Annotated in this window: 19 protein-coding genes; 14 read left to right on the forward strand and 5 right to left on the reverse strand. The window is 54.6% G+C overall.

All coding sequences use genetic code 11. From position 1 onward, the window contains the following. Positions 1 to 226 precede the first annotated feature (226 nt). The 4 genes from WA429_RS02445 to WA429_RS02460 all read left to right on the forward strand — a co-directional run bounded on the left by WA429_RS02445 (position 227) and on the right by WA429_RS02460 (position 3,117). Positions 227 to 526, forward strand: coding sequence for a hypothetical protein (locus WA429_RS02445; RefSeq protein WP_287464359.1), 300 nt, complete (start codon positions 227 to 229; stop codon positions 524 to 526). Positions 527 to 667: 141 nt separating this feature from the next. After that, positions 668 to 1,882 (forward strand): hypothetical protein, encoded by a 1,215-nt coding sequence (locus WA429_RS02450; protein WP_287464358.1) that lies wholly within the window; start codon positions 668 to 670, stop codon positions 1,880 to 1,882. A gap of 102 nt (positions 1,883 to 1,984) precedes the next feature. Next, a complete protein-coding gene (locus tag WA429_RS02455) occupies positions 1,985 to 2,344 on the forward strand; it encodes a TraR/DksA family transcriptional regulator (RefSeq protein ID WP_287464357.1) in 360 nt (119 codons plus the stop codon). Between the two features lie 179 nt (positions 2,345 to 2,523). Continuing rightward, positions 2,524 to 3,117, forward strand: coding sequence for a hypothetical protein (locus WA429_RS02460; protein ID WP_258548164.1), 594 nt, complete (start codon positions 2,524 to 2,526; stop codon positions 3,115 to 3,117). Positions 3,118 to 3,125: 8 nt separating this feature from the next. Here WA429_RS02460 and WA429_RS02465 read toward each other — a convergent pair whose 3' ends face one another. From WA429_RS02465 to WA429_RS02475, 3 genes are all read right to left on the reverse strand, one after another. Further along, on the reverse strand, positions 3,126 to 3,860 hold the full coding sequence (locus WA429_RS02465; protein WP_114112810.1) for a Crp/Fnr family transcriptional regulator: 735 nt from the start codon (positions 3,858 to 3,860) through the stop codon (positions 3,126 to 3,128). 152 nt (positions 3,861 to 4,012) lie between these two features. Then, entirely contained in the window at positions 4,013 to 4,684 is a 672-nt protein-coding gene (locus WA429_RS02470) for a response regulator transcription factor (protein WP_101245345.1), read from the reverse strand. Positions 4,685 to 4,729: 45 nt separating this feature from the next. After that, positions 4,730 to 6,133 carry a cache domain-containing protein gene (locus WA429_RS02475; RefSeq protein WP_101245346.1) on the reverse strand — a complete coding sequence of 468 codons (1,404 nt, stop codon included), beginning with the start codon at positions 6,131 to 6,133 and terminating at the stop codon, positions 4,730 to 4,732. 433 nt (positions 6,134 to 6,566) lie between these two features. Here WA429_RS02475 and pyc point away from each other — a divergent pair, with 433 nt between their 5' ends. The 4 genes from pyc (at position 6,567) to glcF (ending at position 14,228) form a co-directional block, all read left to right on the forward strand. Then, positions 6,567 to 10,037: a pyruvate carboxylase gene (gene pyc / locus WA429_RS02480; protein WP_287464356.1), complete on the forward strand. Its 3,471-nt coding sequence runs from the start codon at positions 6,567 to 6,569 to the stop codon at positions 10,035 to 10,037. Between the two features lie 15 nt (positions 10,038 to 10,052). Continuing rightward, positions 10,053 to 11,537 carry an FAD-linked oxidase C-terminal domain-containing protein gene (locus tag WA429_RS02485; RefSeq protein WP_287464800.1) on the forward strand — a complete coding sequence of 495 codons (1,485 nt, stop codon included), beginning with the start codon at positions 10,053 to 10,055 and terminating at the stop codon, positions 11,535 to 11,537. Positions 11,538 to 11,652: 115 nt separating this feature from the next. Continuing rightward, positions 11,653 to 12,903 carry a glycolate oxidase subunit GlcE gene (gene glcE / locus WA429_RS02490; protein WP_287464355.1) on the forward strand — a complete coding sequence of 417 codons (1,251 nt, stop codon included), beginning with the start codon at positions 11,653 to 11,655 and terminating at the stop codon, positions 12,901 to 12,903. Continuing rightward, complete coding sequence (gene glcF, locus WA429_RS02495; RefSeq protein ID WP_287464354.1) at positions 12,903 to 14,228, forward strand: glycolate oxidase subunit GlcF; 1,326 nt, start codon at positions 12,903 to 12,905, stop codon at positions 14,226 to 14,228. The genes glcE and glcF overlap by 1 nt, the downstream gene beginning before the upstream one ends. A gap of 159 nt (positions 14,229 to 14,387) precedes the next feature. Here the strand turns inward: glcF and WA429_RS02500 are convergent, their stop codons facing one another. Next, positions 14,388 to 14,690 (reverse strand): hypothetical protein, encoded by a 303-nt coding sequence (locus WA429_RS02500; RefSeq protein WP_101245864.1) that lies wholly within the window; start codon positions 14,688 to 14,690, stop codon positions 14,388 to 14,390. A 411-nt stretch (positions 14,691 to 15,101) separates the two neighbouring features. Between WA429_RS02500 and WA429_RS02505 the strand changes: the two genes are divergently transcribed. From WA429_RS02505 to phoB, 6 genes are all read left to right on the forward strand, one after another. Then, entirely contained in the window at positions 15,102 to 16,133 is a 1,032-nt protein-coding gene (locus WA429_RS02505; RefSeq protein ID WP_206926736.1) for a PstS family phosphate ABC transporter substrate-binding protein, read from the forward strand. A gap of 134 nt (positions 16,134 to 16,267) precedes the next feature. Beyond that, the gene (gene pstC / locus WA429_RS02510; RefSeq protein ID WP_101245352.1) at positions 16,268 to 17,647 is read left to right on the forward strand and encodes a phosphate ABC transporter permease subunit PstC; all 1,380 of its coding nucleotides are present in this window, start codon (positions 16,268 to 16,270) and stop codon (positions 17,645 to 17,647) included. A gap of 52 nt (positions 17,648 to 17,699) precedes the next feature. Continuing rightward, positions 17,700 to 18,989, forward strand: a complete 1,290-nt coding sequence (gene pstA / locus WA429_RS02515) for a phosphate ABC transporter permease PstA (protein WP_228194620.1) — start codon at positions 17,700 to 17,702, stop codon at positions 18,987 to 18,989. A 1-nt stretch (position 18,990) separates the two neighbouring features. Next, positions 18,991 to 19,794: a phosphate ABC transporter ATP-binding protein PstB gene (gene pstB / locus WA429_RS02520; RefSeq protein WP_170310064.1), complete on the forward strand. Its 804-nt coding sequence runs from the start codon at positions 18,991 to 18,993 to the stop codon at positions 19,792 to 19,794. A 22-nt stretch (positions 19,795 to 19,816) separates the two neighbouring features. Beyond that, positions 19,817 to 20,539, forward strand: coding sequence for a phosphate signaling complex protein PhoU (gene phoU, locus WA429_RS02525; protein WP_101245354.1), 723 nt, complete (start codon positions 19,817 to 19,819; stop codon positions 20,537 to 20,539). 17 nt (positions 20,540 to 20,556) lie between these two features. Beyond that, a complete protein-coding gene (gene phoB, locus WA429_RS02530; protein WP_101245355.1) occupies positions 20,557 to 21,255 on the forward strand; it encodes a phosphate regulon transcriptional regulator PhoB in 699 nt (232 codons plus the stop codon). A gap of 112 nt (positions 21,256 to 21,367) precedes the next feature. Here phoB and WA429_RS02535 read toward each other — a convergent pair whose 3' ends face one another. Further along, a complete protein-coding gene (locus WA429_RS02535; protein WP_287464353.1) occupies positions 21,368 to 23,437 on the reverse strand; it encodes a cation:proton antiporter domain-containing protein in 2,070 nt (689 codons plus the stop codon). Positions 23,438 to 23,460: the final 23 nt, after the last annotated feature.

Raw genomic sequence — 23,460 nt, forward strand, 5'->3', positions numbered from 1 at the left:
CGACAAGTTGAAAACGTTCGAGGGTGCGGAGCGTATTATCCTGGGTTGAGATTTTTTTGGTCACCGGGATCGTTTGCTCATACATATCCTACTAAAGTTTAATATCCGCTAATTTAGGTTTTTCGGCTTCCCGGAAGGCAAAATTATTGAAAGACGGTGCAGTTCCAACGACGAGTCGCCATATTTTGACGAAGAAGCATGTTTGCCATCTGACGAAGGACAGGTCGTGACGGAAAGTGCAAAAAAGCAAACGCAGTCCATTTCGGCCCCATTCATGGGCGGTCCGAAACCTGCGGCGCCGATTCCGAAATATGAACCGGGTTCGGATGCGGTTTTGCGTGATCGTTTGCGTGGCGCATCGTCGGCGGCGTCAATTGTCCCGGTCCAAAATGATGCTGATGGAATCAGTGTTGCGGGCATCGAAGGAATGATCGACCGCAAAAAGGCAAATGTCGCGACAAAGCTTGTTGAAACGGATCCTGATCAGGCGCTTCGGATTATTCGGAACTGGCTTTTGGAAGAATAGGGTTACCCGATCACGCCACCAGCGTGATTGTTGGCGGCAAATTTGTGACATCATCGGTTTGTCTTCCGATAATTCCTTGGCAACAGGTGATTTTTTGTCATGCTGGTGGCTTCCACGCGTAACGGGGGGCGCAAAAGGCCAATGACAGATTTTACCAAACTGATTTCACAACAGTTCACGGCATTTGATCCGGATTATGTGACGCAGCAATCGGCTTTTGCCGCCAAGCTTTCCCCTTTGCAGGACAAGTTGATCGAAATCCAGAAGACCGGCAACAGCATGGCCGCATCCGATCAGCAGATGATCGAATGCAAATGGCTGTTGATGTATACAGCCGACTGGAAAACGCTTTCGACCAAGATTGATGCCTTTGCGGCATCTCTTGATAATCGCGATCAGGACTGGGCCGGGAAACAGGTTGCAAGCGATGGTTCCTGGGGGCCTTGCTACAATCAGTGGTTTCTAAAGGTTGATGCCATGATCGATGCGGTCAATACCCTTGCCGATGAAGGGCAGGCACCGCAATACCCGTTGGCATTTCTTGCTCCGATAGCCACCCCGGAAAAAATGGTCGCGTGGCTTGAAAGTCAAAAAACATCAAAGATTTACGCAGATGGCCTTGATCGTCGCGATGCATTGGGGGCCGTCAGCGCGGCCCTTTCACAAATGTGCTTCAAAAGCGAAATTCGCGACTATTTCCAGGCCAATGTAAAAGGGTTTGATCTGACCCAGGATTACATCGATGCCTATAAAAAGTGGCTTGATCGCTGGCAGGACGGGCAAAGCGGTTATTGGGGCGGGTGGTTCGATACACCCGATCAGGGCGTGCTTAAAAGCAGCGATCTTAGCCTGACCTTCCACAATATTTCCTATCAGCACGGTAAGGTCGATTTATGGACCGAGATTTTCCAAACCACGCTGGCGATCCGCGATGAGGCTTATCCGTTCGGCTGGAAGCACAATGACGATTTCAATAATCACAATAACTATGACGTGACCAAGATCTTCGATCTGGGCTGGTCAAAGGTCGATGCCGATACCCAAAAGGCCGCCGCATCTGACATCGCACTTGTCCTGGACTGGTGTTTGACAAAGTCGATGACACCCGATGGCGGATTTATCGATGACCCGACCTTTTATAATTCGGTCGGGGCTGCTTATTACTACGGTGTTTCGTTCCTTGATCAGGCGGGGTATTTCGGCACAACAGCGCCGTTCTGGACCGACAAGCCGTTCCCCGACGGGCCGGCGCTTTGCTGCAAAATCCAGAAAAACATCAAAGCCGAAGGTCTTGATGACGATGAGGCAAAGGCAGCATTGGAAAAGCTTGTCGATACATGCGGAAATTGCGCCTGAGCGGTTGGGCAAACCGGTCAAATCTGTTTGGGGGTTGGCGAAACAGCGGTGCCGATCCCCATATGGAATAAAGAAGAACAACAACTGGTCACGAGGTTTCGCATGACGGACCGTAAAGACATTGATCTGGCTTCGCTGCGTGCGCGTCTTGAAAAAAGGCGTGCTGATATCTTGGCACATTCAAGCCATTCAGAAGACTATCGAAAACCTGTCGAGCTGGATCAGCAGGCGGTTGGGCGGTTGTCACGTATGGACGCGCTTCAGAACCAGCAGATGCATCTGGAACAGGAACGTCGTCGCAGTGCTGAACTCGACCGGATTGAAAAGACGCTCAAGCGGATGGACGATGACGAATATGGCCATTGTCATAATTGCGGGGAAGACATCGACAAACGGCGTCTGGAATTTGACCCGACCACACCGCTTTGTGTCGAATGTGCAGACAAGGTTCGTCATGTCTGAGGTTTGCAGCCGGCTTTATCGCATCAGCGCGGGGAACTGACGTGTCGCAATGCGATCAACGATACCGGCTGTTATCGCGATACCAAGTTGTTGGTCTGCTGGTTTTGCTTGTCATATGGACATGGCAAAGCCCCGCATATGCGCAAGGGACCTGTGCTCCGGTAAGGTCGCCCAAGGCAATGCTTGAGTTCAATCACAAGGACCCGATGCTTGATCGTCACCGGTCGGTACGATGGTTAAATAGTCGCGCGGGCGGTGGATCGCGTTATCTGGTGGCCGGACTGACCGAATATGAAATGCGGGCATCATTTGACATGCGGTTTGAACCGCGCGAAGTCGGGTTTGGGCGGTATTGTCTGGATCCGGTGCGGGTCAGCCCAAGGGTCGATGTCGTCAAACATCTGGTCTATATCGCATCCGAGCTCGAACGCGGGTCATGCGAATATGATGTGGTTTACGCCCATGAAGGCGAACATGTGAAAGTCAATCAGGGCATGGAAGCCGATATTCGCGCCGCCCTTGATGACCTGGTCAATGATGTCGTGGGCAAGGTCAGTGCGATGTTCCCGCTTTCTGCGGATAATGTGCCATCCGCGATCAAGCGGCTGTTGTCGGAATATGGTCGGGATTTCAAGCGCCGGCTGCGCGATATTGACCGGCGCCGTCGCGAAGAACAGCGCCAGATCGACACCCCCGAAGAATATCAACGACTGTCACTGGCCTGCGGTCCGAATTCAGCATTCCAGACCGTTTTGCAACAAGCCATCCGGTAGTGGGGATATCACCCAGTCTCGTCAGGCAAGGTGTCGGTTTCATCAAGACCAGCCACTTCCCTGATCCCGTCAAGGTCCAGTCGGAAGACATTGCGCGACAAGAATGCAAGCAAGTCCGCCCGCCTGAAATCGGCAATGATCCGGCTGGCCGTTTCGGTGGTGATGCCCAGCATCGCACCGATATCTTCGCGGCCGGGCAACTGACAGGTGCCGGTTTCGGGATCGTTCAGAAACAGACACAGACGGGCCACCCGTTCGCGGGCTGTCCCGGTCGACATCTGGGTCAGCCAGTTATCTGAATCCATCACTGCCTGATGCCAGCGATTAAGGACCTGTTTGTGCAGACGGGGGCTTTCGCGATCCAGTTTCTCGATCACGGCAATCGGAATGCGGCAAAGCTGACTGTCCTGAATGGCTTCGGCGTGATGGGTGAAGCAATCACTGACGATGGCTTCAAGTCCGATGGTGCCGCCGGGTCGCACAAGTCGCACAACCCGTTGATTGCCGTCCGGAAGATAGTGGACAAGTTTTACGAGACCACTGCGCAAGGTATAAATCGATTGGGCCTGATCGCCGGAATTGTAAAGCGTACCGCGTTTCGGAAGAGTAATGTCTTCGACCGGCATATGAACGAGTTTGAAATCCTCGTCCGTCATATTGTTAAACAGCGCAAACTTTCGCACGCCACAATCGCGGCACCGCGCAAGGTCGGGTCGGAATGTATAGCTTACTGAATGGTTCACACGTTCCGCCTATCAAGGAGCTATATACAGGTAGCGTGACGTCAGATGAAAAGTTTAATCAATCCAAACCATTGGCCAATGTACCGGTTTCATTTGTTAAATCAATATAAAGTCGTATCTAGCACGTCACAAACCAGATCGGAACCGGACGATCAGGCGTTGGTGTCGAGCGTGACCAGACCTTTTTCGATTGCGTAACGGACAAGACCGGCAGAACTGTCGATATCAAGTTTGCGCTTGATGTTGCGGCGGTGGGTTTCAACTGTTCGCACACTGATGTCGAGTTCGCGGGCAACGTGCTTGTTACTGGCCCCTTTGGCAAGAAGACGCAAAACGGTTCGTTCGCGCGTCGTCAGCGGCACGCCGTCACTGTTGCTGCCTTCGCCGGCACTGATGCGATCAAAGGTCGAACTGTATGCTTCGCCGCCATTGGCGATGGTTTCAATCGCGCGAACCATGTCGTTGGATGAAACATCCTTAAGGATGAATCCCTTGGCGCCAGCCTGCTGGGCGGTGCGCAGATATTCCGGGTTTTCATGCATCGACAGAATGACAACCTTGGTATCCGGAAGCGTTTCGCGGAACTTTTCGGCGGCCTCAAGCCCGTTCATGACCGGCATTGAAATATCCATCAATACGACATCGGGGCGTAATTCACCGGCCAGCGACAGGGCTTCGACGCCGTTGCTGGCCTCGCCAATGATGTTGATGTGATCAAAACATTCCAGCCGCGAACGAATGCCATCCATCACAAGCGCATGGTCATCGCACAGTAAGATACGCAACGGGCGGTCATTGGAATAGATTTGATTGGCACTGTTCATTGATCGAAACTTGGTCCTGTCGATGGGTATGGTTGCCAGCCCAGATTAACCGCTGATTCGCCCGTCGGGTAGATCATTCTGGCTGGTGGCGGGAATAAATGCGGTAATTTTGGTTCCGTCATCGGGTTCCGAGCGCACGGAAAGACCACCGCCATGGAACTCCATCCGTTCGCGCATGTTGCGCAATCCGATCCCGGCGCGCGGGTCGCGGTTACGGATATAACGGTTGGTTTCAAAGCCCACACCGTTATCGGTGATGCGCATGACCACGCTGGTGCCTTCGCGCTTGATGGATATCTTGATCACGGTTGCGTCGGCATGGCGTTCAATATTGGTCAGTGTTTCCTGCAAGACACGATAAAGCGTTGTCTTTTTGGCCATATCAAGCTGGTTGTCGATATTGTCGATCTTGACTTCCATGAGGATGCCCGACCGGTCCTGCAATTCGGCGCACATGCTTTCGATTGCAGGTTTCAGGCCAAGATCATCAAGCACGGCGGGGCGCAAGTCGCGCGAGATACGCCGGACTTCGTGAATGGCGTCCTGCAACCGTTTGGCGGCCTTTTCCATCGGTTCAATCGCATTTTCGCGGTTCTGCCCGATCCGCGCGATTGCGGTTTCAACCGAATATTTGACCGATACCAGAATCTGACTGATGCCGTCATGCAGTTCGCGCGACACCCGAAGGCGTTCCTGTTCCTGGACATCGACCACGCGATGGGTCAGTTCCTTGAGCTTGGAATCGGCAAGCTTGCGTTCCGAAAGCGTGACCACAGTTCCGGAAATGCCAACCAGCAAGACCGCAAGAATGGTGACACCGATGATCGAAATTGTGGTTTCGCGGATATGGGTGGAGACCTCTGCCTCGATTTCCGTCACCTGTTCGGCAATGTCGTCGATATAGATGCCGGTCCCGATCATCCAGTCCCATTTATCAAGCATCAGCGAATAGGTGATCTTTTCGGTCGGCTCGCCGGTTGATGGCTTTTCCCAGACATGGCGCATGAAATCGCCACCCTTTTCGGCATTGAATATCAGCCCCTGAATGACCGAATTGCCGTTGATGTCACGCAGGTTCCAATAGGTCCGCCCGACCCGCCATGGTTGGGGCGGTTCAACAAGCGCGGTGCCGTCGCGGTCGTAAATGAAGAAATAGCCGTCCTCGCCATAGGTCAGATCTTCGATAATCGCCTTTACCCGTTCCTTGGAAACAGCATCCAGCGGGCTTGCCACCGAATAGATATGGTCAATCGATGCCATGGCGAGCTCAAGATAACTTTTGAGCTCCTCCTTGCGGGCTTCAAGGATGTTGCGTTCAAAAGTCCTGATTTCGGCTTCGGCCAGTCTTTCAGCCTGCGCAAAGACCAGCCATGAGATGGCCGATGCGGCAAGAACCAGTGGCAAAATGGAAAGCAGCAGGAACTTTAGTCGAAGATTGAGCTTCGGCATGGGCGCGACCGTTCTGGGAATTGGGTGTTTCAGGCGTGGGCGGACAATAACATATCTGTGACAAAAGTCCCCAAAGATCACGGATTTGCACGATACCGTTCACGTGGAAAGGCGATTTTCGTTCCGCATGGTGAAAAGCGGCTGGCCTTGCTTTTGCGTGATTGGTATTACCAATTCATGAGATCATGCTTTGACAGGGAGAGGGCAATGCGCATATACCAGAACCGACGCCTGCCCACCGGGCGCCAAAAGCTCTGGATGCATTGCACAAGATCTCAGCGTGCAGGCATCTTGTTCCGCCACAAAAGGTATGGCGTTGCAGGCATCCCGCACCGCAGCGCATTCCGGGACCATATCGTGGCGTTTCACTTGGTTTTGGCAGGCGCGCACAGGCACGTTCCTGCCAGGAAAATGTGGTAGGAGCCCGGTGTCAATGACGCGTTCTGCACCTAAGCGTATCCGTAAACTTCTGGTCGCCAACCGTGGCGAAATCGCGATTCGTGTTTTGCGAGCTGCCAACGAACTTGGCATTCGCACCGTTGCGATTTTCTCTGACGAGGACCGGTTCGCCCTTCACCGTTTCAAAGCTGATGAAAGCTATACGGTGGGCAAGGGCAACAAACCCATTCGCGCCTATCTGGATATTGAAGACATTCTGCGGGTGGCACGTGATGCCGACGTGGATGCAATCCACCCCGGATATGGTTTCCTGTCTGAAAATCCGGAATTCGCCGATGCCTGTGCCGAGGCCGGAATTCAGTTTATCGGTCCTGATTCCGATGTCATGCGCACGCTTGGCAACAAGGTGTCTGCACGCAATCTGGCCGAAAGTGCAGGCGTGCCTGTCATGCCGGCATCCAGTGCGCTTCCCGAAGACATGAAGGAAGTCACCCGCATCGCCGAGGAAATCGGCTATCCGCTGATGCTCAAAGCCAGTTGGGGCGGCGGTGGCCGCGGTATGCGGGTCATCGAAAATGGCAAGGACCTAGCCAATCAGGTTCTGGCAGCGCGCCGCGAGGCCGAGGCGGCCTTTGGCAATGGCGAAGTGTATTTCGAAAAGCTGATCCGCCGTGCCCGCCACGTTGAAGTTCAGCTTTTGGGAGATACCCACGGTACGTTGGTGCATCTCTATGAGCGCGACTGTTCGGTTCAGCGCCGAAACCAGAAGGTTGTCGAACGTGCACCGGCCCCGTATCTGAATGATGAACAGCGTCAGGAAATCTGTGATGCTGCCATTCGGCTCGGGACGGCGGCAAATTACGTCAATGCCGGTACGGTCGAATTCCTGATGGATGTTGATACATCCAAATTCTATTTCATCGAGGTCAACCCGCGTATTCAGGTCGAACACACCGTGACCGAATGCGTGACCGGCTTTGACCTGGTCAAGGCACAGATCCTGATTGCCCAGGGTGGTCGCATCGGTTTCCCGTCAGAAACCGGTATTCCGTGGCAGGACAAGATCAAGCTGCGTGACCATGCGCTTCAGTGCCGCATCACGACTGAAAACCCGGAAAACAACTTTGTCCCCGATTACGGGATCATCAAGGTTTATCGCGGGGCCAACGGTTTTGGCATTCGTCTGGATGGTGGCACGGCCTATTCCGGGGCGGTGATCACGCCGTTCTATGACAGTATGCTGGAAAAGGTCACCGCATGGGGTAGCACCCCGCGCGAAGCCGTTGACCGTATGGACCGTGCATTGCGCGAATTTCGAATTCGTGGTGTTGCGACCAACCTGGCCTTCCTGGAAAACCTGATCAATCATCCGAAATTCCGCGCGGGTGAATATACCACGCGGTTTATTGATGAAACGCCCGATCTGTTCAAGTTCGTGCGCCGTCGTGACCGTGCAACGCGTTTGCTGCGCTTCATTGGCGAGGTCGCGGTCAATGGCAACCCGGAAGTCGAAGGCCGCGTTGTCCCGACCAATCTGCATGATCCGGTCATGCCGAAATCGATTGATCTGGGTGAGATTCGTCCGGGCACCAAGCAAAAGCTTGATCAATTGGGGCCGGAAGGTTTTTCACGCTGGATGAAAGATCAGGAACGTGTCCTGATTACCGATACCACCATGCGTGATGCGCATCAGTCGCTTCTGGCAACGCGTATGCGTACCTATGACATGCTTGAAATTGCGCCATATTATGCGCACGGCCTTCCGGAACTGTTTTCGCTGGAATGCTGGGGCGGGGCGACGTTTGATGTTGCCATGCGCTTCCTGAAAGAAGATCCGTGGGACCGTCTGGTCAAGCTGCGCGAACGGGTGCCAAACATCCTGACCCAGATGTTGCTGCGGGCGTCAAACGCGGTGGGATATACCAACTATCCTGACAATGCGGTGGACTACTTCGTCAAACAGGCGGCTGAACATGGCATGGATGTTTTCCGTGTGTTTGATTCCCTGAACTGGGTAGAAAACATGAAGGTCGCGATGGAATCGGTTCTTAAGACCGATAAACTTTGCGAAGCGACCATTTGTTATACCGGCGATATCTATGACAAGAGCCGCCCGAAATATAACCTTGATTACTATGTGAATATGGCGCGCGAGCTTGAAAAATCTGGTGCGCATATTCTGGGCCTTAAGGACATGGCCGGGGTTATGCGGCCAGCAGCGGCGACCGAGCTGATCAAGGCGCTTAAGGATACGGTCAATATCCCGATCCATTTCCACACCCATGATACCAGCGGCATTTCCGCGGCAACGGTAATTGCAGCGATTGATGCCGGGGTGGATGCGGTTGATGCCGCAATGGATTCAATGTCGGGTCTGACATCGCAGCCAAGCCTGGGCTCGATTGCCAATAACTATATCGGTCAGCCGCGTGATCCGGGGCTCAAGGCCGAGGCACTTAAGGAAGTGTCGACATATTGGGAACAGGTCCGTCGTTACTATGCCGGCTTTGAAAGCGACATTCGCAGCGGCACGTCCGATGTCTATGTCCATGAAATGCCCGGCGGCCAATATACCAACCTGCGTCAGCAGGCCCGTGCATTGGGGATCGAGGATCGCTGGCCCGAAGTTTCCAAGGCCTATGCCGCGGTCAACAAGATGTTTGGTGATGTCGTCAAGGTCACGCCAAGCTCCAAGGTGGTTGGCGATATGGCACTGATGATGGTGACATCGGGCCTGTCCGAGGAAGACGTTCTTGATCCCAAAAAGGATATCGCCTTCCCCGACAGTGTGATTTCGTTCTTCCGCGGTGAAATCGGCCAGCCGGTCGGCGGCTTCCCGCCCGCCCTTCAGCGCAAGGTGCTTAAGGGCGCCGAGGCGCTGACAGATCGTCCGGGCAAGTCATTGCCGCCGATTGATTTCGAGGCCACCCGCAAGGAAATCGAAAAGAAAACGCACCGCAGCAACATCAGCGATGCCGAAGTGGTATCCTATGTGATGTATCCCAAGGTGTTCCTTGATTATGCCGAACATCGCAGTCACCACGCCGATGTATCCATTCTGCCAACACCGGTCTTCTTCTATGGGATGAACCAGAATCAGGAAATCTCGGTTGATCTGGAAAAGGGCAAAACCCTTGTCATCCGATATTTGGCGACGTCCGAATTCGGTGACGAAGAAGGCCATCGCACAGTGTTCTTCGAACTGAATGGCCAACCCCGCACAGTCAAGGTCGCGGACAAGACGCTGGCGGCTTCGGGCAAGGCAAAACCGAAGGCCGAAGACGGCAACAAGCTGCATGTCGCAGCCCCGATGCCGGGTCTTGTGGTCGAGGTACATGTCGCCGAAGGCCAGAAGGTCAAGTCCGGGGACGTGATGTGTTCACTTGAAGCCATGAAAATGGAAACCGCAGTTCACGCGGAAAAGGACGGTATCGTGGCCAAAATCCACGCACCGGCCGGTACACAGGTCGACAGCAAGGATTTGCTGGTCGAATTGAAGGAGTAACTACCGATGCTTAGGATGCCTGAGCCGAACCACAACACACTTGCGCGTCGCAAGGACATTATTGCGGCCATGCGTGACATTGTTCCCGCAACCGGCGGCGTAATCGTCGATGAGGATCAGCTCAGGCCCTATGAATGTGACGGGTTGATGGCTTATCGCCAGCTCCCGATGATTGTGGTCCTGCCCGAAAATACCGGGCAGGTCGCAGCCATTCTTAAATATTGTCACGAAAACAAGGTGCGCATTGTCCCGCGCGGGGCCGGTACCGGACTTTCCGGCGGGGCTTTGCCGATGGCTGATGCCATCACGATTTCGATGATGAAGTTCAACCGCGTTCTTGAAATTGACTGGGACAACCGGGCGGCTGTTGTGCAGCCCGGTGTCACCAATCTGGGGATCACCCGCGCTGTCGAACATAAGGGTTTCTATTACGCGCCGGACCCGTCCAGCCAGATTGCCTGTTCGATTGGCGGCAATATCGCCGAAAATTCCGGCGGCGTGCATTGCCTGAAATACGGTTTGACGACCAATAATGTGTTGGGCGTTGAAATGGTCACGATCGAAGGCGAAATCCTGCGCGTCGGCGGCAAGGGCCTGGATCAGGCGGGATATGACCTGCTTGGTCTGATCACCGGATCCGAAGGGTTGCTTGGCATCGTAACCGAGGTCACGGTTCGTATTTTGCGTAAACCCGAAACGGCACGCGCGCTGTTGCTTGGGTTCAATTCATCGGAAGAAGGCGGTAAATGCGTGGCGGCCATCATTGCCGCCGGCATCATTCCGGGCGGCCTTGAGATGATGGATGCCCCGGCGATCAAGGCGACCGAGGATTTCGTCCATGCGGGATATCCGCTGGATGTGGAGGCATTGCTTCTGGTCGAGCTGGATGGACCCCAGGTCGAAGTTGATTACCTGATTGATCGGGTCGGCAAGATCGCGACCGATTGTGGCGCGATCTATTCACGAATTTCCGAGAATGAGGAAGAAAGGCTTCTGTTCTGGTCGGGGCGCAAGAATGCCTTTCCGGCCATCGGGCGCATTTCCCCCGATTATATGTGTATGGACGGCACAATCCCGCGCGGCCGTCTGGCCGAAGTCCTGACCGGGATGCAGGAATTGTCCAAGCGACACGGCCTTGGCGTTGCCAACGTCTTTCATGCCGGTGATGGCAATTTGCATCCGCTGATCATGTTTGATGCCAACAAGGCCGGCGATCTTGAAAAGGCCGAGGCATTCGGTGCCGACATCTTGAAACTGTGTGTCGAGGTTGGCGGCGTGCTGTCTGGCGAACATGGCATCGGCGTCGAAAAACGTGATCTGATGGGCGAAATGTTCACCCAAGACGACATGATGCATCAGGAACGGATCAAGATGGCCTTTGACGAGGATCAGCTTCTTAATCCGGGCAAGGTATTCCCGACCTTGCATGGCTGTGGCGAGCTCAAGACACTTCATGCCAAGGCCGTCGCCGACAAATTCCCGGATATCCCGCGCTTCTAGGTCGGAATTCAAACAAGACCGTCGATCATAAGACGCAACAATAAAGCCAAATATCAGCATGTCGTTTCCCGCAAATCCGGCATGTCTGGTTCAGGAGAGGAAAAGAGAGACCGCCATGGCGGAAATTTTGACACCCACCACCCCGGAACAACTGCGCGATGCCGTTGGCTGGGCGCTTGGTTCCCGGACCCCGCTTGAAATCATCGGATCAGGATCAAAACGCGCGTTTGGACATGCCGTAAAGACCAATGCGGTGCTTGATTGTTCGAAATTGTCCGGAATTCTGTTTTATGAGCCCGAAGAATTGGTGATATCGGCCCATGCCGGGACGCCACTGGCCGATATCAAGGCTGCTTTGGCTGAAAAGAACCAACAATTCCATTTTGAACCCGGAAACTTTCCGGAACTTCTTGGCAGCGGGAACGCGCCGGATGCCGGAACGATCGGCGGCCTTGTTGCATGTAACCTTGCTGGGCCGCGCCGGATCAAGGTCGGGTCGGCCCGTGATCATCTTTTGGGGTTCCAGGCAGTGTCAGGCCGTGCCGAAGATTTCAAATCGGGTGGCCGGGTGATGAAAAACGTCACCGGTTTTGATTTGTCCAAACTGATGTCGGGATCGTTCGGAACGCTTGGTGTCATGCATACCGTGACCTTGAAGGTCATGCCCTGTGACGAACAGTCGGCAACCGTTATCGTTGCCTGTGATGATCCGAAAAAGGCAGGCAAGGCAATGACTGCCGCGATGGGAAGCGAGAACGAAGTTTCCGGCGCGGCCTGGATTTCGGCGGCTGATATCGCAGGGCTTGAAATTCCGGTGGCTTCTGAATTCGGGTCGGGGCTTGTTGTCTTGCGGGTCGAAGGACCAAAGCCATCCGTCGCCTGGCGGGCCGAGGCGCTTTGCAAGGCATTGGCATCTTTTGGTGAAACCCATGAACTGGCTGACAGCTACAGCCACCGTGTCTGGCAATATGTTGCCGATGCAAGACCGTTTGTTGAAACGTCAGGTGCGGCAAGCCTTTTGTGGCGGGTGTCGGTCCCACCGGCAATCGGCGGTGATGTTTGCGCGCAGTTGCAAGATGTCACGGGCGGTCGGGCAATGATGGATTGGGCCGGTGGTTTGATCTGGTTGGCGCTTGATGATGCCGACGCGATGGCAAACCGGATTCGCGAGATTGCAGAAATGGCAGGCGGGCAGGCCAATCTGGTCCGGGCCCCTGAAAGGATGCGTGAAACAGTGCCGGTGTTCCATCCCGAAAGTCCTGCACTTGCGCGCATCAACGCCAAGATCAAAGAAAACTTTGATCCGGAAGGCATCCTTAATCCGGGACGACTGATGCCCGGCACCCAGATTGCGGAGGGCGCGTAATGCAGACGAATTTCAGCACCGCCCAACTTGAAAATCCGATGTTTGCCGAAAGCGAACAGATTTTGCGCAAATGTGTGCATTGCGGCTTTTGTACTGCGACCTGCCCGACTTTTGTAACGTTGGGGGATGAACTCGACAGTCCGCGTGGGCGTATTTATCTGATCAAGGACATGCTGGAAAATGACAAGCCGGCAACGGATCGGGTTGTAAAACATCTGGACCGTTGTCTGTCATGTCTGTCTTGCACCAGTACCTGCCCGTCGGGTGTTGACTACATGCATTTGATCGACAACGCGCGGGCCCACATCGAAGAAACCTATGAACGTCCGCTTGGTGATCGTCTGTTGCGCAAACTGCTTGCGCTTGTCGTGCCCAACCCGACCCTGTTCCGGTTGTCGATGATCGGGGCAAAAATGGCGGCACCTTTTGCGCGCCTGATGCCGGGCCGTCTTAAGGGCATGGTGAAAATGGGCGCGCGCCACATGGCCCCGCCGAGCTGGGTGGACAAACCGCAAATCATTCCGGCCATCGGTCCGCGCAAGGGACGGGTGGCAATTTTGACGGGATGTGCCCAGCAGGTTCTTGAAACGGAAATCAACGAATCGACGGTTCGTCTATTGACCCGGCTTGGGATCGAAGTTGTGGTCGCCAAGGGTGCGGGCTGTTGCGGGTCGCTTGTCCATCACATGGGCAAGGAAGAAAAATCCCACCATCAGGCCAAAGGCAATATTGATGCCTGGTGTGCGGAAATCGACGGCGAGGGGCTTGATGCCATTGTCATTACCGCATCTGGTTGCGGCACCACGGTCAAGGATTACGGGCATATGTTGCGCAATGATGCCACCTATGCGCAAAAGGCCGCCACGGTGTCTGCCTTGGCCAAGGATATCACCGAATATCTTGCCGGGCTTGATATCGAAGACAATGTGTTTGCCAATGCGACACATGGTGGTCCGCGCGTTGCCTATCATTCCGCCTGTTCGATGCAGCATGGCCAAAAAATCACGCGCCCGCCACGCGATCTTTTGAAAATGGCCGGGTATGAGGTGCTTGAAATTGCCGAAGGCCATTTGTGCTGTGGCTCGGCCGGTGTCTATAACCTGTTGCAGCCCGAAATTGCGGGCAAACTCCAGGAACGCAAACGCGGCAATATTCGCGCGACCCAACCTGATCTGGTGGCAACGGGCAATATTGGCTGCATGGTTCAGATTGAAACCGACGACCTTAAGGTCATTCATACTGTGCAGTTGCTTGACTGGGCGGCAGGTGGGCCGGTGCCCGAAAAGCTGCGCGACCGGATTGGCGCAGCAAGCCTGGCGTCCTGACCCCGGTCCGGATGCTGCGGGGAAAAACTTCCCTGGGCCATTAATAAAAGAAGACGAAATATAAAAAGACGGCGGGGAATCCTGCCGTCTTTTTTACATAAGGATCGCAATGCGCGATCACGAACTGGTCACTTGGCGTGTCGGCCGGTTAATGCCGGCTCAGGATTCTTCCTTGCCCAAAAGGCTTTGTGCGATGCCTTCGGCGGCCGATCCTTCGTTGCCGTCTTCGGCATATGCTGCGGTCTTGTCGCGAATCCACTGTATTGCGGCGGCATCGTCAATTTCGACCTTTTGCGCGACAAGCGCCAGAATCGCCTCGATCGCCAGAACGTGGGATGCCACGTTATTTACTGCGACATGCAGATCATCGATATGCCGGGATGCTGCTTCGGACATTTCGCCGAGTTCCCCTGACAGTTTCTGGATCAGTTCCTGAATCTCGTCGATCGATGCGTTGCTCATGTCGTTCTCCTGATGATGCCGCCCGGTCGTGCGAGCGGCGTTTTGCTGTCCCTGATGCACAGTTGCGTGGATTGCCTGTCATGTAAAGAGGGCGCCGGGATTATTCCTGAACCGTGTGGCCGCATCTTTGCCCGATCAGCCGGAACCATCAAATGTGACAGTTTTTGTTACAGTGTGTCGCCAATTGGCCCGCCAAGGCAGAAAACCGGTCGGATTTGACGTGATTTCTGCCGGGCCGTGATTCTTTTATATCATTGATATTTATCGATAAATCACGGCGTTTTTACTGCTCTGATACGTTGTCACATAACGTTAACAAAAGCGACACAATACCGTAAGCACCCAGCGTTAGAGTCCGCCTCGCAGATCGTTGCACCGTTCCGAAGTGGAACAACCATTGGGGAATATACCATGAAGAAGACTCTTGCTGTTGCGGCGCTGATGAGCGTTGCCTTTGCTGGCGCTGCCCAGGCACGTGACCAGATTCGTATCGTTGGTTCGTCCACCGTTTTCCCGTTTGCAACCGCAGTTGCAGAAGAATTCGGTAAAACCACCTCGTTCAAAACCCCGGTTATTGAATCGACCGGTTCTGGCGGTGGTTTGAAGCTGTTCTGTGCAGGTGTTGGCGAACAGCACCCGGACATCACCAACGCTTCGCGTCGCATCAAGAAGTCCGAAGTTGAAACTTGTGCAAAGAACGGCATCTCCGAAGTTACCGAAGTTAAAGTCGGTTACGACGGTATCGTTCTGTCGAACTCGAACGAAGCACCTGAAATCGATCTGACCAAAGAACAGATCTTCCTGGCGCTTGCCAAAACCGTTCCGTCCAAAGACGGCAAGTCGCTTGTAGACAACTTCTACAGCACCTGGTCGGAAATCGATCCGAGCCTGCCGGACGTTAAAATCGAAGTTCTCGGCCCGCCGCCGACCTCCGGTACCCGTGATGCCTTCACCGAGCTGGTACTCGAAGAAGCTTGCGATGCCTTCCCGGCGATTGCTGCTCTGAAAGACAGCAACAAAGAACAGCACAAAGCAGTTTGCGCCGGCGTTCGTGAAGACGGTGCCTATGTTGAAGCTGGTGAGAACGACAACCTGATCGTTCAGAAGCTTGAAGCAAACCACGACGCGCTTGGCATCTTCGGTTTCTCCTTCCTCGACCAGAATGGCGACAAGCTTCAGGGTTCGAAAATCGAAGGCGTTTCGCCGACCTTCGAAGCCATCTCGGCTGGTGACTATCCGGTTTCGCGTTCGCTTTACTTCTACGTAAAGAACGCACACGTCGGCACCATCCCGGGTATGAAAGAATACCTCGCAGAATTCACCTCTGACAAAGCATTCGGTGACGAAGGTTACCTTGCTGACCGCGGTCTGATCCCGATGGATGCCGCCGAGCGTGAAGCTGTACGCAACGCTGCGATGAACCTTTCGCCGCTGAGCATGTAACGCGATCTTTCAACCGATGGCGGCTAATGCTGCCATCGGTTTCTTTGTTTCCAGGCTTGATTAATTTATTGTTTTTGTCCTATTGGCCTCTCATCTGATTACTACAGGCTCACCTGGCAAACGGATTTAACGTAATGTCCCTGTCTTTCCTGTTGCTCGCGGTTGCTGCACTTTGTGCATTGTCCTTCTATTTCGGGCGCCAGCGGGCCGTTGCCCTTTCGGGTGGACGCTACAGCAATCTTCATTCTCTTCCGGCTCATTACGGGACATATGTTGCCCTGTGGTGCGGCCTTCCTGCTTTGCTGTTGCTGTTCGTCTGGCACACGTTCCAGGGATCGGTCATCGAAGCGATGATCATTGCCGATCTGCCTGCAGAAATCACATCTGACAGCGGTCAGCTGTCGCTTGCACTCAACAGCATTTCGTTGATTGCGGCGGGGAATGGTCAGCATCTGACTGTTTCACCCGAAGTTGTCGATGCCGGTCGCCGTCTTGCGAATTTGCAGTCGATTGCCAACGCAGCACTGATTGTCGTGATGCTGTGTGGTGCGGTTATCGGGGTTTCGCTTTCCTATCGCAAAATTTCGCCGGAACTGCGCGCACGCAACAACGTCGAACGCATTTCGCGCTGGGTGATGATTGCCTGTTCGGCGATTGCAATCCTGTCTACGGTCGGAATTGTGTTTTCGCTTCTGTTCGAAGCACTGCACTTCTTTAGCAAGATCAACCCGCTTGAATTCCTGTTCGGTCTGGAATGGAGCCCGCAGACGGCCATTCGCGCCGACCAGGTCGCATCCGAAGGCGCATTCGGTGCCATTCCGCTGTTTGTCGGAACGCTTCTGATTACCGTGATTGCAATGTGTGTTGCAGTTCCGGTTGGATTGTTCTCGGCCATTTATATGGGGGAATACGCATCCCCGAAATTCCGTGCGGTTGCCAAACCGGCACTGGAAATTCTGGCTGGTGTTCCGACTGTTGTTTACGGCTTTTTCGCAGCCCTTACGGTTGCGCCGTTCCTGCGCAACAATGGTGCGATCCTTGGTCTTGATGTCAGTTCGGAAAGCGCGCTGGCGGCGGGGCTTGTCATGGGGGTCATGATCATCCCGTTCGTATCGTCGCTTTCGGATGATGTGATGTCACAGGTGCCCAAATCGCTGCGTGACGGGTCGTATGGTTTGGGCGCAACCAAATCCGAAACCATCCGCCACGTGATTTTCCCGGCGGCTTTGCCCGGGATTGTCGGTGCGGTTCTTCTGGCTGTGTCGCGCGCAATTGGTGAAACGATGATTGTGGTGATGGCCGCAGGTCTTGCAGCCAACATGACGGTCAACCCGCTTCAGGCCGTGACGACTGTGACTGTGCAGATTGTTACTCTTCTGGTCGGCGACCAGGAATTTGACAGTGCAAAAACCCTCTCAGCCTTTGCGTTGGGGCTGGTTCTTTTCCTTGTCACCTTGGGCTTGAACGTATTTGCCCTTAAGGTAGTTCAGAAGTATCGCGAGAAATATGACTGATATGGCATCCCTTATGGAAGACAGAGCCGCAGCAAAGGTGATTTCGGACAAAATGCACAAGCCCGTAGACTGGGACAGCCCGAAGATCGCACGTAACATCAAAAAGCGTTACGCAGCTGAGCGTCGTTTTAAAATCTATGGACTAAGCGCGATCGGTGTTGCGCTTCTGGCCTTGTTTGTTCTGGGTTTCTCTATTGTCTCCAAAGGCTATAGCGCATTCTTCCAGACCTACATTCAGCTTGAAGTTCACTTTGATCCGGCGGAAATCGATCCTGACAGGACGGGTGATCCGGCCGTTATCGGCAAGGCCAACTTTGACGGCCTGATCAAGCAGTCCCTGCGTGAACGGTTCCCCGAAGTAACCAGCCGCCGCGATCGCCGTGATCTGTATGGCATCGTGTCAGGTGGTGCGTCCTATGATCTGCGTGAACGGGTTATGGAAAACCCGAACCTGATCGGGCAGACCCGCAAGATCTGGCTGATTTCCGGTGACGATTTCGACATGCTCAACAAAGGCTATATCGATGCCGAAGTTGATGAAAGCAGCCGTCGTCTCAATGACCAGGAAATCGGATGGTACAATGCACTGGTCGAAGACGGTGCGGTCGAAAAGCAGTTCCATGCCCGCTTCTTTACCAGTGGTGACTCCCGCGAGCCGGAACTTGCCGGTATCTGGGGGGCGGCTGTCGGGTCGTTCTATACCCTGCTTGTAACCTTGGCCCTGTCCTTCCCGATCGGGGTTCTTGCCGCGGTCTATCTTGAAGAATTCGCACCGAAGAACCGGTTCACGACCATTGTTGAGGTCAATATCAACAACCTTGCTGCTGTGCCGTCGATTGTGTTCGGTCTGCTTGGTCTTGAGGTCTATCTCAATGTCATGCATCTGCCGCGTTCGGCCCCGGTTGTCGGCGGCTTGACCCTGGCTCTGATGACCTTGCCGACCATCATCATTGCGTCGCGTGCAGCGATCAAGGCGGTTCCGCCGTCAATACGCCAGGCGGCCCTTGGTCTTGGTGCCTCGCCGGTTCAGACCGTAACCCACCATGTGCTGCCGCTGGCGATGCCGGGCATTCTGACCGGGACGATCATTGGGATGGCACAGGCACTTGGTGAAACGGCACCGCTTTTGATGATCGGCATGGTTGCCTTCATCGTTGATATCCCGGGTGGTGCACTTGATCCGGCAACGGTTCTGCCGGTCCAGATCTATCTGTGGGCAGACAGCCCGGAACGTGCCTTTGTCGAGAAAACCTCGGCAGCGATTATGGTGTTGCTGGCCTTCCTGATCCTGATGAATGGACTGGCTGTGTATCTGCGCAAAAAATTTGAACGGAAGTGGTAAAATGGCTGCTGTATCCCAGAGCGCAATGACGGCAGAGCCGTCGGTCGCAAGCCCGAAAATGACGGCACGTGACCTTAATCTTTTCTATAGCGACAACCAGGCGCTGTTCGATGTCAATCTGGATATCGTCGAACGTCAGGTTACCGCTTTGATTGGCCCGTCGGGTTGTGGCAAGTCGACCTTCCTGCGGTGTATGAACCGCATGAACGACACGATTGATGGTGTGACCATCAATGGCAAGGTGACCCTTGATGGCCGCGATATCTATGACAAGCGGATCGACGTTGTTCAGCTGCGCGCACGTATCGGGATGGTGTTCCAGAAACCGAACCCGTTCCCGAAATCGATCTATGACAACGTGGCCTATGGCCCGCGTATTCATGGTCTGGTCAATTCGCGTGACGAACTTGATGAAATTGTCATGACCTCGCTTGAGCGTGCCGGTCTTCTCAAGGAAGTCAAAGATCGCCTGCAATCGCCCGCTACCGGTCTTTCGGGTGGTCAGCAGCAGCGTCTTTGCATCGCACGTGCGGTCGCGGTCAGCCCGGAAGTCATTCTGATGGACGAGCCGTGCTCGGCACTTGATCCGATTGCAACGGCAAAGGTCGAAGAGCTGATTGACGAACTGCGTTCGAACTACACGATCGTGATCGTGACGCACTCCATGCAGCAGGCTGCGCGTGTATCGCAGCGGACCGCATTTTTCCACCTTGGCAAGCTGGTAGAAGTTGGTGAAACCGATCAGATCTTCACCAACCCGAAAGACGACCGCACCAAGGGTTACATTACCGGTCGCTTTGGTTAAGCGATACGAGGAGAACGCATAAATGGCTGACGACAAAACACATATCGTGAGTTCGTTCGACGAGGAACTGACCCGTCTGAACAACATCATCTCGCAGATGGGCGGGCTTGCAGAAAGTCAGCTGATCTCTGCGATCCGCTCTATTGTAAAGCGTGACTCGGAACTGGCTGAAAAAGTCATTCTTTCAGACCATCGTATCGATGTTCTCGAACAGGAAGTGCAGGACTTTGCGGTCCGTCTTCTGGCCCTGCGCCAGCCGATGGCTGATGACCTGCGTCAGGTCGTGACGGCGCTTAAGCTGTCCAATGATCTTGAGCGTATTGGTGATTTGGCCAAGAACATTGCCAAACGTGCCCAGGTCCTGAACCAGATCCCGCCGATCCGTCCGGTCCAGGTGATCCCGAATATGGGCAAGCTTGCACAGGAAATCATCAAAGATGTTCTCGACGCCTATATCGAAGGTGACGCCGAAAAGGCGGAACGCGTCTGGGCGCGCGATCAGGAAGTCGATGACATGTACAATTCGCTGTTCCGCGAATTGCTGACCTACATGATGGAAGATCCGCGCAACATTACGGCATCGACCCACATGCTGTTCATCGCCAAGAACATCGAACGTATTGGCGATCATGCCACCAATATCGCCGAAACGATCTATTACCGGATCAAGGGCGAAGACCTGCCGGCAATCGACCGGCCAAAAAATGATGCAGCGAACTTTGCTGTTGTCGAACCGAATGAGTGACACTGGAGCATAGGAAGATGGACCCAACGGTTCTTATCGTCGAGGACGAAGCTGCAATCGTAACCATGTTGCGCTACAACCTCGAACGTGAGGGGATGCAGGTTGTCGAAGCCGGTGACGGTGACGAAGCGTTGAAAATTCTTGCTGAAACGCATGTTGATCTTGTCCTTCTGGACTGGATGTTGCCGGTCATGTCGGGGATCGAGGTTTGCCGTCAGATCCGCCGCAAACCCGAAAGCCGCGATTTGCCGGTCATCATGGTGACTGCGCGCGGCGAAGAAGGGGATCGCATTCGCGGCCTTGATACCGGTGCTGATGACTATGTCACCAAACCGTTCGCGATTGGCGAGTTGCTGGCACGTATTCGCGCACTTCTGCGCCGATCCGGTCCGGCGCAACCACAAGGGCAGTTGGTCTATTCCGATATCGAAATGGATCTTGCCGCCCATCGCGTCAGCCGTAATGGCAAGGCCATCCACCTTGGTCCGACCGAATTTCGTCTTCTGCGTTACTTCCTTGAACATCCGGGGCGTGTTTTCTCCCGCGAGCAGCTTTTGAATGCTGTTTGGGGGCCGAACATTTATGTCGAAACCCGCACGGTTGATGTGCATATCCGCCGCCTGCGCAAGGCCCTGAATGATGTCAAAGGTACCCGCGACATCATCCGGACGGTTCGGGCAGCCGGCTATGCGCTGGACTCGGAAACTGCGGCCTGATTGATCCGGCCACAAGGCCGGGCTGCTGGCTAGTTGGATGGCTCGTCGGAAAAAATTCTGACACTCAGATCAAACAAAACCCCCGTTGCCACAGGCCGCGGGGGTTTTGCATTTAGCTGTCTTTAGCTTTGCCGCGTGTGGTGCGTTTTGACCCGGATGTTGCCGATTTGTCTGATGACGCTGTCTTTGTCGCCGGTTTGCGGGGCGCTGCTTTTTTGGCCGATGTGGTTTTGCCCGACGTTGTTTTGGTTGCGGCGGGTTTTGTCGCAACCTTGCGCGCGGTTGCTTTCTTTGGCATGGCACGCGACGCAGGTTTCTTTGCCGTCGGTTTGGGTTTTGCGGTTTGCGCAGCCGTGCCAGATGCCTTTGTTGTTTTCGCGGTCGCCGGGGATGCAGATGCCACGGATGCAGGTGCCGCGGATGATGTCGTCTCTGGTGCGACTTCTGATGCCGGTGCTGCTTGTGCCGGTTCCGGGGCTTTTTTACGCTGGGTCCTTGGTGCCAGTTCGTTCATCAACAACATGTCGGCGCGCCGGAACTTGGCGATTTCGGCATCAATGTCTTCTTGTGGCACGTCACAGGCCGACAGCACATGATCCGAAAGCCGAAGGCCGGTTTCCAGTACTTCGGGAATTGCCGCATCGGCCCCGCTGCGCGACAGCGGACCGATATGGGTGATGTCCTGGGCGCGGGCAAAGATCTTGAGATGCGGATAATGCTGACGTAGAAGCGCCACGGTCTTTTCGGTTGCATGCGGGTTACCCATGGCAACAACCGCGATACGGGCTTCATCGGTGTGGGCGGCGCGGAATGTTTCCGGGCGTGACCCATCGGCAAAGAATACGGGAAGTCCCTCTGCACGGCCGCGCGATACCTGTTGGGCATCACTGTCGAGAACAATGAACGGAATATCGCGGGTTTTCAAAAGACGCGCCAAAACCCGACCAACACGCCCGCTGCCGATGACCAGAACATGCTGGTGGATGCCTTCGGTTTCATCCGAGATCGGGCCAAGCTGGTCGTCTTCCTTGGGGTGCAGCTTTTCCTCGATCCGGTGACCAAGATTGATCAGGGTCGGTGTCAATGCCATCGACAAGGCAACCACCGGGATCAGCATCGCGGCAAGATCACGCGGAATTGCACCATTCTGGGCCGCCAGTGCAAACATGACGAATGCAAATTCACCGCCTGCTGCCAGGCTCATCGCAACACGAAGGGCCGAACCCCGTTCAAACCGGATCGCCAAGGACAAGACAAACAGAACGGCCGTCTTGATCAGAAGCAATGCAATCAGCCACAGCAGCACACTGCCAAACTGTTCATAGACGACATTGGCATTGACCGACATCCCGACCGACATAAAGAACAGCGACAGGAAAACGCCACGGAATGGCGCGATATCGGCTTCGATCTGATGGCGGAATTCGGTTTCGGCCAGCATCACACCGGCAATGAACGCGCCAAGTGCCATCGAAAGTCCGGAAACTTCGGTCAGGGTGCTGGCGGCAAGAACAACGAACAGGGTGCCAATCGCAAACAGTTCCGGGTTTTTAAGCGACGCGATATAGCGAAACAGATGCGGCAAAAGATACCGTCCTGCGACCAGAAGCAGGGCGACAGAACCGAAGCCAAGAAGAATGCTGATCCACGGGCTGGTTTCGGTACCGGCATTGCCCGCCGCCTGAACCATGATCAGGAACGGACCAACCGCCACGTCCTGGACCAGGAGGATTGCAAGGGCGGCCCGCCCGAAACGGGTATTGAGCTGCCGGTCATCGGACAACTGTTTAAGGATAATCGCGGTTGATGACAGGGCCAGCGCACCGGCAATAACAAGGGATGCCGCCAATGGCAGATCAAGCAGCGCCAGAACGCCCATGATCGCAGCCATTGAAACCAGGATCTGCAACAGGCCGAGTGCTGCAAACCGCCCGCCAATGACGCGCAATCGTTCGCGCGACAGTTCAAGCCCGATCATGAACAGCAGGAAGACGACCCCCAGTTCGGCAACTGTGGAAATGTCTTCGCGTTCGGTAATCAGTCCAAACCCGAATGGCCCGATGCAAAATCCGCCGATCAGAAAACCGATAATCGAATTGGCGCGCAAACGATGCGCGATGGGTACTGCAACCACAGCCGCAGCAAGGATCAGGAACAGCTCGAACAGAACGCTGTGATGCATGGTCAGAATCGATCCGGCAAAGC

Origin of the sequence: Thalassospira sp. CH_XMU1420-2 (genome assembly GCF_037029325.1) — a bacterium.
Classification (GTDB): domain Bacteria; phylum Pseudomonadota; class Alphaproteobacteria; order Rhodospirillales; family Thalassospiraceae; genus Thalassospira; species Thalassospira povalilytica.